Origin of the sequence: Nocardia abscessus (assembly GCF_015477775.1) — a bacterium.
Classification (GTDB): domain Bacteria; phylum Actinomycetota; class Actinomycetes; order Mycobacteriales; family Mycobacteriaceae; genus Nocardia; species Nocardia abscessus_A.
The window spans coordinates 104,729-117,535 of the sequence record NZ_JADLQO010000010.1; the positions used below are offsets into that span (position 1 = coordinate 104,729).

Annotated in this window: 12 protein-coding genes; 5 read left to right on the forward strand and 7 right to left on the reverse strand. The window is 70.4% G+C overall.

Annotated elements, in window-relative coordinates; genetic code table 11:
* Positions 1 to 62: 62 nt before the first annotated feature.
* Both IU450_RS24090 and IU450_RS24095 read right to left on the reverse strand, forming a co-directional pair.
* Positions 63 to 947 carry an amidohydrolase family protein gene (locus IU450_RS24090; RefSeq protein WP_195152015.1) on the reverse strand — a complete coding sequence of 295 codons (885 nt, stop codon included), beginning with the start codon at positions 945 to 947 and terminating at the stop codon, positions 63 to 65.
* Entirely contained in the window at positions 944 to 1,996 is a 1,053-nt protein-coding gene (locus IU450_RS24095) for a nucleoside hydrolase (protein ID WP_195152016.1), read from the reverse strand. The genes IU450_RS24090 and IU450_RS24095 overlap by 4 nt, the downstream gene beginning before the upstream one ends.
* Before the next feature lie 118 nt (positions 1,997 to 2,114).
* On the opposite strand from IU450_RS24095, the gene IU450_RS24100 reads away from it, so the two are divergent.
* Positions 2,115 to 2,723, forward strand: coding sequence for a TetR/AcrR family transcriptional regulator (locus tag IU450_RS24100; protein WP_195152017.1), 609 nt, complete (start codon positions 2,115 to 2,117; stop codon positions 2,721 to 2,723).
* Here the strand turns inward: IU450_RS24100 and IU450_RS24105 are convergent.
* Positions 2,687 to 4,273, reverse strand: coding sequence for an MFS transporter (locus IU450_RS24105; RefSeq protein WP_195152018.1), 1,587 nt, complete (start codon positions 4,271 to 4,273; stop codon positions 2,687 to 2,689). The genes IU450_RS24100 and IU450_RS24105 overlap by 37 nt on opposite strands.
* A gap of 86 nt (positions 4,274 to 4,359) precedes the next feature.
* On the reverse strand, positions 4,360 to 5,700 hold the full coding sequence (locus tag IU450_RS24110; protein WP_324197792.1) for a CoA transferase: 1,341 nt from the start codon (positions 5,698 to 5,700) through the stop codon (positions 4,360 to 4,362).
* 591 nt (positions 5,701 to 6,291) lie between these two features.
* On the opposite strand from IU450_RS24110, the gene IU450_RS24115 reads away from it, so the two are divergent.
* Both IU450_RS24115 and IU450_RS24120 read left to right on the forward strand, forming a co-directional pair.
* Complete coding sequence (locus IU450_RS24115; protein ID WP_195152020.1) at positions 6,292 to 6,834, forward strand: hypothetical protein; 543 nt, start codon at positions 6,292 to 6,294, stop codon at positions 6,832 to 6,834.
* 65 nt (positions 6,835 to 6,899) lie between these two features.
* Positions 6,900 to 7,769 carry a serine hydrolase gene (locus tag IU450_RS24120; RefSeq protein WP_195152021.1) on the forward strand — a complete coding sequence of 290 codons (870 nt, stop codon included), beginning with the start codon at positions 6,900 to 6,902 and terminating at the stop codon, positions 7,767 to 7,769.
* On the opposite strand, the gene IU450_RS24125 is transcribed toward IU450_RS24120, so the two are convergent.
* Complete coding sequence (locus IU450_RS24125; protein WP_195152022.1) at positions 7,754 to 8,704, reverse strand: LysR substrate-binding domain-containing protein; 951 nt, start codon at positions 8,702 to 8,704, stop codon at positions 7,754 to 7,756. The genes IU450_RS24120 and IU450_RS24125 overlap by 16 nt on opposite strands.
* 173 nt (positions 8,705 to 8,877) lie before the next feature.
* Here IU450_RS24125 and IU450_RS24130 point away from each other — a divergent pair, with 173 nt between their 5' ends.
* Positions 8,878 to 9,768 (forward strand): MBL fold metallo-hydrolase, encoded by an 891-nt coding sequence (locus IU450_RS24130; protein WP_324197793.1) that lies wholly within the window; start codon positions 8,878 to 8,880, stop codon positions 9,766 to 9,768.
* Positions 9,769 to 10,093: 325 nt separating this feature from the next.
* A complete protein-coding gene (locus tag IU450_RS24135; RefSeq protein WP_324197794.1) occupies positions 10,094 to 10,855 on the forward strand; it encodes a thioesterase II family protein in 762 nt (253 codons plus the stop codon).
* A gap of 39 nt (positions 10,856 to 10,894) precedes the next feature.
* Here the strand turns inward: IU450_RS24135 and IU450_RS24140 are convergent, their stop codons facing one another.
* Positions 10,895 to 11,272, reverse strand: a complete 378-nt coding sequence (locus IU450_RS24140; RefSeq protein ID WP_195152024.1) for a DUF2784 domain-containing protein — start codon at positions 11,270 to 11,272, stop codon at positions 10,895 to 10,897.
* A 42-nt stretch (positions 11,273 to 11,314) separates the two neighbouring features.
* Positions 11,315 to 12,745, reverse strand: a complete 1,431-nt coding sequence (locus IU450_RS24145) for an SDR family NAD(P)-dependent oxidoreductase (protein ID WP_195152025.1) — start codon at positions 12,743 to 12,745, stop codon at positions 11,315 to 11,317.
* Positions 12,746 to 12,807: the final 62 nt, after the last annotated feature.

Genomic DNA, 12,807 nt, shown 5'->3' on the forward strand with positions numbered 1-12,807 from the left:
ATGTGACCTGTTTCCGCCCGCGCGACGGTGCCGCAGGCCGTCCGAGCCGGTTCGGAACCAGGTTATTCGATGCCGAACAGCGCCGCCGCGTTGCGGTAGCAGACCCGGCGCAACCAGTCGTCACCGAGATCGAGGCGTTCGAGCGCCTCGATCGAATGACCATAGGAGTGTGGGATATTGGGGAAGTCGCTGCCGAACAGGATGCGGTCGGCGAAGGCGCTCAGCCTGCCGTGCTCGTGGACCGGGAAGGGCACGTCGGCCTCGGCGAAATCGGTCCACACCATTGTGGTGTCCAGCCGTACCTCCGGGTAGTCCTCGGCAAGATCGAGGAACTCGGAGTATTCGGGCATGCCCATGTGCGCGACGATCAGCCGCAGGCGCGGAAAGCGGCGCAGCACACCGGCAATCGGCTCCGGTCCGGTGTGGACTCCGGGCGCAGGGCCGGAACCGCAATGGATGACGATCGGAATACGCGCGTCCTCCAGCAAGCCCCACACCGGGTCCAGCAGCGGGTCGCCCGGATGGTAGCCGCCGACTTGAACATGCGCTTTGAAGACCCGAGCCCCATCCTCGACCGCTGTGCGGACATAGCCCGCCGCCTGCGGCTCGGGAAAGAACGTGGCGGTGTGCAGGCAATCGGGGGTGTGGGCGGCGAAATCGGCGGTCCATTCGTTCAGCCAGGCCGCCATGTCCGGTTTGTGCGGATACACCAGTGCGGTGAACGCGCGAACCCCGAAGTCACGCAACATTTTCAACCGGACCTCCGCGTCGGCGCGGTAGGTGATCGGCCAGGCGCGGCCGGTCAGCGGGCCTACCGTGTCGAAATACGCCCACACCTTCCGCATCACCTGGTCGGGCATGAAATGGGTGTGGACGTCGATGATGCCGGGCAACCCGAGCCGGGCGCGGAAGGCAGGTAAGTAGGCCGTGTCGTCTGCGCCGGTCACCGGACCTCCTGAGCCGCGGGCGGGTGCACGGCCCGCGCGAAGTCGCCGATCCGGGCGATCAGGCGATCGAAGAACAGCGCCGGATCGGTGCCGATCACGATGTCGGCGTTGGGTTCCCGGCCCCACATGCCCGTCCAGTCGGCGACCGTGGTCGCCCGGGTGATGGTGCCCGCCAGCTCCACGTCCACCGTCGCCGGGCGGACGCGGGCCAGCGCCGGATCCAGCGCCACCGCGGCAGCGAACGGATCGTGCATATGAGCCAGATAGCCCAGCTCGTAGCCATGGTGGAAATCGAAGTAGAACCGCACGGCGTCGGTGACGTGCCGGACGATCGGATTGCTCGCGGCCGAGCGGGCCCAGGGCGGATCGGACGGCGAGACGAGTTCCACCGGAAAGCTTTTCGCGCGCTCGGCGAGGCGGACCAAGTGCTCGGGGCGCATCTCGATGGTCTCGGTGATGTCGAGCGCGCAGACGATCGGCCTGCGTCGCGCCGGAGCCGTGGCGAACGCGTCGAAGACTTCTTTGGCGGCCTCCGGGTCGACGTGCACGTTCCACTCGTTGGTCGGCGTGGTGTTGCCCGGATGGTTGAACGCGCCGCCCATGATCACCAGGCGGTCCAGCAGCAGCGGCAGGTCCGGTTCCATCCGCAACGCGAGAGCGAGGTTGGTCAACGGGCCGGTGCAGAGTCCGACGATTTCGCCGGGATGGGCCCGCGCCAGATCCGCCCACATCTGTGCGGCCGATCGGGCCGAGACACGGCGGGCCGACACAGGGAGCTCGGCGTATCCGATGCCCTGCGGTCCGTGCGTGTCCTCGGTGGTGCGCAGCGGGATCGCCAATGGAACGGGGGAGCCGAGCGCTACTTCGATCTCGGGCGCGTGGCAGACGTCCAGCCAGGCCAGATTGTTCGCCGCCACCTGCGCCGCCGCGACGTTGCCCGCGGTGGCGGCGATTCCGGCGATCTCGGCCTCCGGGGAGCCGAGCAGGTACAGCAGCGCGAGCGAGTCGTCGATGCCGGTATCGACGTCGAGGATGATCTTCTGCCGCACGGCACGAGACTAGCGAGCCGGTGGACGGGCACGACGCCGAGGTTGCCGGTAGCTCGGCGATCGCACGGGGTAGTACATACGTCTAGTACGTTTGTCTAAGACGTTGTAGCCTGTGGTCATGGGAAATCGCGAGGATCTACTGGCGGGAGCACGAAAAGTCATCGTCGAACGCGGCGTCGCGAAGGCGACCGCCCGCGACATCGCTTCGGCGGCCGGTGTGAGCCTGGCGGCCATCGGCTACCACTTCGGCTCCAAGGAGCAATTGATCACCGAGGCGCTGACCGACACCCTCGGCACCGCGATCGGCGACAGCATGGAGGCGAAGATTCGCGAGGGCAGCGGCGCCGCTCCGCTGGCGGCGTTCGCCGCGCTGTGGAACGGAATGCCCACGGTGTTCACCGAGAACCGCGACAGCATGCTGGCGAGCATGGAGAACCTGGTGCGCGTCGCCCGGTCGCCGGAGTCGCAGAAGTTCTTCGCCCAGAGCCTGCCCGGGGCCTATCACGACATGGCGGACGCGCTGCGGGAGGCGCACCCGCGGCTGAGTGAAGACCAAGCCGAGGCGATCGCGGAGCTGTACTTCGTGCTCGTCCAGGGACTCGGGGTGCTGCAGACCATCGTTCCGGAAACGAGACTGCCGGACGGCGACCGCCTCGCGAAGGCGGTCGCCGCGCTGGCCGGAACCGAGGATCAGTGCTCGCTCGACAGCTCCCCGGCCGGGATGTGACGCAAACGAAGCACGGCGACCACCGAAACCGCCAGAGCCGCCACCCCGGCGACGCCGGCCGTCACGTGGACTCCGTGCAGGAACGCTTCCCGCGCGGCCCGCAGCACCGCTTCGCCCAGATCGCCGGGTAATCCCGCCGCCGTGTGTACCGCGCCGCCCAGGGTGTCGCGCACCGAGCGCCCGGCCTCGCCGGGCAGATCGGCGGGTAGCGAGCCGGTGAGATCGCCGCGATAGAGCGCGACGCTGATGCTGCCGAGCACCGAAATGCCCAGGGCGCCACCGAGTTCCGCCCCCGTCTCGGAGACGCCCGCGGCCGCGCCCGCCTGTTCCTGAGGCGCCGAGCCGACGATCAGCTCGGTGGTGATGCCGAACACCGGTGCCAGGCCCAGCGCGATGATCACCGAGGCGACCAGCGCGAGCGGCACCCCGCCGGTGACGCCGATCCGCGTCATCAGCAGCAGGCCGACAGCCGAGGTCGCCAGGCCCGAACCGATCAGGTAGGCCGGGCGCACCACCCGGACGATCCGGGGAGCCAGCTGCGAGCCGACGATGAAGCCGAGCCCGGACGGCGCCATCACCAGGCCCGCCGCCAGCGGTGACAGGCCGAGCACGAGCTGGAAGTACTGAGCTACGAACAGGAAGTAGCCGAAGGCGACGAAGACTCCGACCATGTTGATCAGCAGCGCGACGCGGAACGTGCTCAGCCGGAACAGCCGCAGATCGAGCATCGGATCCCGGCCGACGAGCTGTCGGCGCACGAACACGACGCCGACGGCGAGGCCACCGGCGATCGCGAGCAGCGCGGCGCCGCCGAGCCCGTCCTGGGCGATCTTCTTCATGCCGAACACCAGCGCGATCATTGCCGCCACGCACAGCGCGGCACTGAGCGGGTCCAGCCGCGCGGCATCCGGATCGCGATACTCCGGCAGCACCTTCGGCCCGAGGACCAGCAGCAATGCCATCACCGGCACCGCGAGCAGGAACACCGAGCCCCACCAGAACCGCTCCAGCAGCACGCCGCCGAACAGCGGGCCGACCGCGCCGCCCGCGGAGAACGCGCCGACCCACACCCCGACCGCCACCGACCGCTGCCGGGTATCGCGGAACATGCTGAACAGCAACGACAGCGTGGACGGAGCGAGTGTGGCGCCCGCTATGCCCTGCAGCGCGCGGCAGGCGATGAGCAGTTCCGCGCTCGGCGCGAACGCCGCGACGACCGAGACCACCGCGAACGCCGCCGCGCCGACCATGAGCAGCTTGCGCCGGCCGACGCGGTCACCGAGGGTGCCCATGATGACCAGCAACCCGGCCACCATGAACCCGTAGACGTCGATGATCCACAGCAGTTGCGAGCTGGTCGGACGCAGTTCGGCGCTGATCATCGGCACGGCGAGGTGCAGCACCGTCATGTCCATGGCGTAGACCAGGCAGGCGAGGGCGAGCACGCTGAGCCCGACCCACTCGCGCTTGCCCGCCTGCGGTTGGGCGACGCGGTCGAGCGTGGTGTCCACGGCGCGGGTCCCTTCGGAAACGGTGTCGATGAGCGTCATGCCGGTTCTGACGACACGAGGAGCGCCATTTCATCGCCCGCGACCGGGACGCCGCAAAGGATTTTCGCGGCGCCCCGGTGGGACGGTCAGTGCGCGGGCAGCGGCCAGGCGGGACTATCCGCGCCGTAGGCAGGTGCGGGCCAGGCGTAGTCCGGGTACTCGGCCAGTACGGGCGGCGCGGTGACGACCTGCCCGTGCCGGACCACCTCCGCCGGGCTCGGCAACGCGGCCTTGGGATGACCCGGTGTACGGTCCGGCGCGTCGAGCAGCCAGGCCGCCGTGCGGGCCAGAGCCACCCGCACGTCCCGTCCGACGCCGTCGTCGGCCCGCGCGGCCAAGGCGTCGATCACGCCCGCGGCGAGCAGGTAACCCGACGCGTGGTCGAGCGCCTGCGCGGGCAGCGCCCCCGGCACCGCGGGCGCGCCCTCGAGGATCGAGATGCCGGAGGCCGCCTGCACGATGCTGTCGAAGCCGCGCCGTTCGCCCCACGGACCGGACTCACCCCAGGCGGAGACCCGTCCGTGGATCAGGCCGGGCCGGGCGGCGGCGCGCACGCCCGCGCGCTCCAGCGCACCCGGCCGGTACCCGGTGATCAGCACGTCTGCGGCGGCGATCAGGTCGTCGATGCCGCGTGCGCGCAGGTCGACGAGTGTGGAGCGTTTGCCCTGGCAGGTGTCGGCGAACTGCCAGGAAATCTCCGGTAGCTGCGGCGGATCGATCCGCAGTACCTCGGCGCCGAGCAGCCCGAGTGCCCGCGTCGCGACGGGCCCCGCGATCACCCTGGTCAGATCGAGCACTCGCAAGCCACGCAGCGGCTGCAAGGGCGCGGCGCCCGACGGCAATCCGAGCTCGCCGCGGTCGGTGCGCGAGGTGATCGCGACCACCGGACCCGCCGCGGCGGCCTGTCCCTCGGGGCTGGCGGCCCATTCCGCCTCGGTGCGGACGCGGACCGCGACGGCGCCGTGCGCGGCGGCCTGTTCCTCCAGGTCCGCGGCGCGCATCATGGCCATCTGGGCGACCACGAGGTCGGCAGGCGCGGACTCGGGCAGGCCGAGCGCGGACAGCAGCAGCGACCGGTGGTGCGGATAGTTCGCGTGCGTGCGAACCCACCCGTCGAAGGTGGGGAAGAAACCGGACAGCTCGGCGAACGGCGTCGGGAATCGGCCGTCGATGCGTAACAGACGCTCGCTGGAGAAGGCCGCGGTGATCCGGGCCGGATCGATGCGGTGCGCCACCGGGTCGAGGCCGCGCGCGGTGCGCATGCGGTTCGCGGCCGCCGTCAGCGCTGTCACCGAACCGGCGGCCAGCGCCCAGACCGGTAGCGTCGCGGCGAGATTGCTACCCGGATCGGGCGAGGGGGAGATGCGCGAGGCGGTGACACCGATACCGGCCTCGTAGTCATGGACGAGCCGTGCGTGCGTGTTCACTCGCTTCAGCCTAGTTGCCGGTCCGGAGGAGCCTCGTGTTGTGGTCCCCCCGTCCGGAGCCGTTGCCGCCCCCGCATTCCGGACCACACCGCCGCTCTGCGGCGCCACCTGCGACGATGCGGATCGCGGTGCGGCACGGCCCACCTGCCGGTGCGCGGTGGGTCGACGCGGCGGGGCGATCGCCGATCGAACCGGGCGCCCGTCCGGGCCGGGTCGCCGAGAGCGTTCGGACGGCGACCGCCGGATCGCGGACGTGTGCCACCGAGATTGCGGATGAAATGCTGACGAGCCCGGGGCCTCCGGCCGCGTGTTCCGGATGCGCTCGGCGTCCCGCACAGTGGCTGTGCCGGGCCGGACTTCAGCACCGCACCGCGCGAAAGAAGCTGTCCGAGTGATCTTCTCGCCAGTGAGGATAGTGGCACGCGCCGAAGCCGGAGGAATTGGCCAGGATATCCCCATGCTGCACCGCAGCAACCGGCGCGGGACGCCGCGCGGAACCGATGACCTGTCCGTCGCGTGCGGACAGAGGGGCAGAGCATGGCAGGCCGCACCGAACCACCGCGCGGCAGCCATAGGTGAGGTCGAGCGACGATGACGAACGTCTATGCCGGAAGCGCGGAATACACGGTGCCGGTGATCAGGAAGAAGCCGAATTCCGCAATGGGAGAGCGGATTCCGGTCTTCGGCAACGACATGCAGCCGCGCGCCGCTCTCATCCCGGACCGGGTCCGATCCGCGCCGATCAAGCACGACTACGAGCTGATGGCCGTACAGGACGCCCAGAACGCCGGGTACCTGCGGGAGATCCAGGACCTCGCCGCCGAACGCGCCGCGCTCGGGACCGGCGGCCACGATCAGGCGACGCGACTGCGCACCGAGCAGCTGGAGGCGGCGCTCACGGCGGCGATGACGGACGCGAAGGCGGCGGGAGTCGCCGCGGGCGACGTCGAGCGTGCGGTGGAGTACGGCCGCGCGGGCGCCCACTGGGCCGATCGCCCCGCGCACCGCTACCTCGGGCGGATCGCGCAGCTGACCGACGAGATGGGTTCTCGTCTCAGCGAACTGGCCGGCTACCGGCAGCGCATCGCCGAGCTCGAACAGCGGCTCGCGCGGACCCGGCTCGGCGAGCTCTGAGGGGTCCCGCCCGCTCGCGCGACCCCGGTGCGGTACCCGCCACTCGGGACGGGGATGCTGCATCGGTGCAGGAGATCTTTCGGGCCGAGGGCGTCGAGGGGTGGGTCTATGCCCGATGCGTCGGCTGTGGCGCCGAGGCGGGCTCGGGGGCGGACGAGCCGGTGGTGCTGGCGTCGGTGGTGAAGGTGCCGCTGGTGCTGGAGTTCGCCAGGCAGGTGGCGGCGGGACAACTGGACCCCACCGACCGGGTGCGGGCGCGGGCGTCGGACCGGCTCGGTGGCGTCGGTACCGCGGGCTGCGCCGACGATGTCGAGCTCAGCCTGCGCGACGCGGCGTACCTCGCGCTCACCGTCAGCGACAACACCGCCGCCGACCTGCTGTTCGACCGGGTGGGGCTGGACAACGTGCGCTCGCTCCTGCGCGAACTCGGTCTCACCGCCACCCGGGTCGTCGGTCCGCCACGCGCGGTCGTGCGGTCCATGGCCGAGGACATCGGCGCGGACGACGCGGCCGAGTTCGCCCGCCGGTTCCCCGAGCTGACCGCCGAGCAGGTGCTGCGCACCAGGGCGCTGGACCCGCGGCAAACCACCGCGAGCACCCCGCGTGAGATGGTCCGGCTGCTCACCCTGATCGCCCTCGATCGAGCAGGCGCCCCGGAGGCGTGCCGGTGGGTTCGCGACCTGATGCGCCAGCAGGTGAACTGGTACCGCCTCGCGGCGGCCTTTCCGCCGGAGGTCCAGGTCTGGGCCAAGACGGGGACGCTGCCCGGGGTGCGCAACGAGATCGGCGTCGTCGAATATCCGGACCGAACCCGGTATGCCGTCGCCGTTTTCACGCGTGCGGCGTCGCTGGCGCAGCGGTTGCCCGAGGTGGATCGCGCCATCGGCGCCGCCGCCGTCGAGGCGATCGGACGCATCGTTCACGGCCTGCCGTAGACGACGTTCCACGGCCGTTGCGGCGAATCCGCGACCGTTGCGGGCCGCGACGAGCCGTCGTCCTGCAGGACCGTCACGACCAGTTCGGCCAGTTCACCCACCAGGGGATGCGCCACGCCCACCGGCCAGGCCAGTGACAGCCGGTGACTCAGTGCTCCCTCCGGCAGCGGCCGCCAGACCACCCGTGGTTCCTTCTGCGCCACCATGCCCTGGTCGAAGGCCACGCCGCGGCCGGAGAGCACCATCCCGAGCACGAATTCCGGGTTGCGCGCGTGCTGTACCGACGTCGGACGGAAGCCGTGTTCCCAGCATCGGCGCAGCGTGGCGTCGTAGAGTCCGGGCGCCGCGGCGCGCGGGAAGATCACCAAGCCGTGCCCGGCGAGGTCGGCCAGTTCGAGCGTCGACCGTGCCGCCAGCGGCGAATCGCGGGGCAGCACCACGCCCAGTGGCGTCTGAACCGCCGGGCCGAGTTCCAGGCCGACCGCGTCGACCGGATGTTGCAGCAACCCGGCGTCGAGTTGACGGTCGGCGAGCAGCCGGACCTGCTCGGCGGTGGTGAGTTCCTGCAGGTCCACCCGGACGTCCCTGGCCTCGAACGCGGTGAGCAGCGCGGCGAGCAAACGCCCGGCCAGCTCGGGCGGCACGCCGATCCGCACCGCGTCCATCTCGCCCCGATGCGCCTTGCCCACCAGCGATTTCGTCCGTTCCCAGCGGGCGAGCAGGTCCCTGGACTCCGCGAGCAGGATCTGCCCGGCTTCGGTGAGCGCGACCCGGCGGCTGTCCCGGTCGAACAACCGCGCGCCGAGGTCGGCCTCCAGGCGGCGGATGCGCTGGCTCAGCGGCGGCTGGGCGATGCCGAGGCGTTCGGCCGCCCGCCCGAAATGCAATTCCTCCGCGACGGCGACGAAGTACCGGAGTTGGCGCAACTGATCCACGCTGCGACGATATCCGTTCCGATATCAGTGAGCGCGCGCGTAGGTCTTGGACACGGATGTCACGGGTGTGGTGTGGTGCCTGCGTGACAGGTCTCGGACGGCGTGAATTCTTCGGCGCGACCGCGGGTGCGGCTACGCTTGCGGGCCTAATGGCTTGCGGTACAACTGATTCCGTGAACAGCGATGCGGCGGCTCCGGCCTCGGCGGGTGGATCGTCCGGCGCTGTGACGCTGCGGTGGTGGGGCAACAACAGCTGGGAGATCCGCCTGCCCGGCGGCAAGACCGTGCTCATCGACCCGTGGCTGACCAGGTTTCATACCGGAACTTACACTGCCGAGGGCGCGGATCCGCAGACTCCGATCACCGTGGACACCGCGCTGATCGACCGCTATGTCGACAGCGGCGAACTGCGCGCCGATCACATCCTGGTCACCCACGGCCACTACGACCACCTCGCCGACGTGCCGTACCTGGCGAAGAAGACCGGGGCGACGGTGCTCGGCACCGAGACGCATCTGAACCTGATGGCCGCGCTGGGCGCGCCGGAGCAGCAGCTCGCCTTGGCCACCGGCGGCGAGGTCCTCCGCTTCGACGGCTACACCATCCGGGTGCTGCGCTCGTTGCATTCTGCTTCGGGACCACGTGCCACGGTTGCCTTCGCGGGCACCCGGCCCGGCTTCGGTACCGGAAATCTCCCTGAGCCCAAAGTGATTCGCGATCTCGTCGAGGGCGGCACGCTCGCCTACGAGGTGAGCGGCGGCGGGGTGAGCGTGCTGGACTTCGGCGGCTCGAACTACATCGAGTCGGAAGTGGCGCAGTTGCGTCCTGATGTGCTGCTGCTGCCCGCCGGCGGCGGCAAGATCGCCGATTACGTCGGACGCCTGTTGCGCGCCACCGGCAATCCACGCTACGTGCTGCCCACCCACTGGGACGACTTCGACCATCCGCTCACCGAACCCGCGCGCGACTGGGGCGGGCTCGAGCCCCTGCGGGCCGCGGTCGCCGCGGTCAGCCCGCAGAGCACCTTCGTCACCGTGGACCACCTGCAAACCTTCACGCCCTGACCGGCCTGCTCCGCTCCGGGATGTAGTGCAACTCTCCGGCCCCCGTCCGTTCGCGTCGAGCGCCACGATCCGCGGCGGACTTCGCGCGGGAAGGCGAGACAGCCGATCTCTCAGGGCATGGCGCGACTGCGTCAGACCGACCGAGCGTAGGTATTCGGCCGGGGTGCATGGCTGCAAAGCGCGTCGGAGTTGTTCGGGGTCATCCGGCCGTGCCGGTGATTTCGCCTCGGATCGAGCTGTCGGTTCGGTCGCTGACCGGCGCGGGCGATTACCGTGGTCTGGTCCGGCTCGCGCCGGAACCGACGGTGGAGAAGGGAGACCGAACGTGGCTGGAACCATCACCGACTCGGCGTGGTTGCGCACTCTGCGATCCGAGGCAGGCGTGCGGCAGCACCTTTTGTGCTTCCCGCCCGGTGGCGGATCGGCCACCGCCTACCGAGACCTCGCACAGCGTTTCGGGGCGGGCGTCGCGGTGTTCGCGGTGCAGTACCCCGGGCGGCAGGACCGGCTGGGCGAGGACCCGATCACCGACCTGGTCGCGCTCGCGGACGGGGTCGCCAGGGAAGTGCTCGCACAGGGCCGGGTCGCGGGGCTGTCGCTGTTCGGGCACAGCATGGGCGCGACCGTGGCGTTCGAGACCGCGCGCAGGCTCGAGCGTGCCGGCCAGCCGGTGACCACGCTGTTCGTGTCCGGCCGTCCCGCACCGACTTTCGAGGAGACCGGACGGCTACACCTGGCCTCCGACGACGATCTCATCGGCGACCTGATCCGGCTGGCGGCGGACCCCGCGCCGCTCGAGATGCTGCGCGCCGAGCCGAGCCTCGCCGAACTCGTGCTGCCTGCCGTGCGTGCCGATTACCGAGCGGTCGAGACCTATCGCTACCAGCCGGGGGAGCCGCTGCGCGCGAGCATCGCGGCGCTGGTCAGCACCGAGGACCCGACGATGCGACCCGAACAGGCCGACGAATGGCGGGCACACACCGGTGCCGGATTCGACCGCGCGACCTTCCCCGGCGGGCATTTCTATCTCGACGAGCACGCCGCGGAGGTAGCCGGCTTCGTCGCGCGCCACTTGGCGTCCACCTGAGGGCTGAGGGCGATCAGTGCGGGGCGATCAGTGCGGTGTCTACGGTTGGACGGCCGGGGTGGACCGCCCGCGTAGCACCCACACATAGCCGATCCAGGACGCCACCACGAGGGCGGCCGCCAGTATCCGCACCGATCCGAGCGCGTGTTCGGGATAGATCACACCGGTGAGGTAGTGGTCGATGAACCCGCTCGACGGCAGCAGCGCCAGCCCCGCGCGTTCGCGTGCCCAGTTCTCCAGATGCGTGAGCGGGCAGTCGAAGCCGACCACGATCGTGCTGAATCCCCAGCAGACCGCGATCAGGTGCAGCCAGATCGTGCGCGGGAAGCGCCACGCGAGAAATCCGCCGACCACCACGTAGGCCACGAAGGCGAAGTGCGTGGCGACGGTGGCGTCGGCCAACAGCCGGTAGAGCACGCCTCCAGCGTAGCCTTTCCCCGCGTACGAGATCCCGGATCGCTACCAGGGGGAGGGCTGGAAGTCCTTGAGGAAGCAGCCGAACAGATCGGTGCCGTTCTCGCCCTGCACGATCGGGTCGTAGACGCGCGCCGCGCCGTCGACCAGGTCCAGTGGCGCGTGGAAGCCCTCCTCGGCGAGGCGGACCTTCGTGTAGTGCGGGCGTTCGTCGGTGATCCAGCCGGTGTCGACCGCGGTCATCAGAATGCCGTCCTGCTCGAGCATCTCGCGGGCGCTGGTGCGGGTCAGCATGTTCAACGCGGCCTTGGCCATGTTGGTGTGCGGGTGCCCCGGGCCCTTGTAGGCACGGGAGAACTGCCCTTCCATCGCGGAGACGTTCACGACGTACTTGCGGCGCGCCTGCGCGGCGGCCATCGCCGGACGCAGCCGCGAGACCAGGATGAACGGCGCGACCGAATTGCACAGCTGCACCTCGAGCAGTTCGGTCGGGTCCACCTCGGCGACGGTCTGCACCCAGCTGTTGGTGTGCGCGAGGTCCGGCACCAGGCCGCCCGCGTCGATCGCCACACCGCGCGAGATGCGTTCCGGCGTCGCGGATCCCGCGACCAGGGCCAGTTCGGCGACATCGGCGGCGGTCAGGGCGGGGGTGAGCGAGGCGGTCAGCGCGGTGGGGTGCGCCTGCATGGTCTTGCCGAAGCTCACCACCTCCGGCAGCGCGCCGGCGGGCAACGGTCCGGATTCGGCATCGACCAGGGCGCTGTAGGCGCCGGGGGAGCGGCGCACCGTCTGCGCGGCATTGTTGATCAGGATGTCCAGCGGGCCCTGGGCGGCGACGTCGTCGGCGAGGGCGACCACCTGGGCCGGGTCGCGCAGGTCGATGCCGACGATGCGCAACCGGTGCAGCCAGTCCGCGCTGTCGTCCATCGCGGTGAACCGCCGGATGGCGTCGTTGGGAAAGCGCGTGGTGATAGTGGTGTGCGCGCCGTCGCGCAGCAGGCGCAGCGCGATGTACATGCCGATCTTGGCGCGACCGCCGGTGAGCAGTGCCCGGCGCCCGGTCAGATCGGTCCTGGCGTCTCGTTTGGCGTGGCTGGTCGCCGCGCACTCCGGGCACAGCTGATGGTAGAAGGCGTCGACCCGGGTGTAGCGCTGCTTGCAGATGTAGCAGGGGCGCGCGCGGATCAGCGTGCCCGCGCTGGCGCCGGAGGCGGAGGAGCTGATCGGGATGCCCGCGGTCTCGTCATCGATCCGGTTCGGTGAGCCGGTCGCGGTCGCGGCGACCACCGCGCGATCGGCGAACGAGACCGCCTCGCGCGCCTCGGAGCGGCGGCGCTGCTTGAGCTTCTTGAACATGTGCCCGACCGCCCGCTGCACGATCACCGAGTCGGGGTGATCCTTCTCCAGGGTTCCGGCCTGCTCCAGGACCCGAAGACAGGTCGCGAGGTCGTCGGGATCGATCATGCTTTCGGCCATCGCGGCGGGGGACATCCTTCATAGAGCTGGGTAGGCGACCGGCCCATTGTCGCAAACCCGCC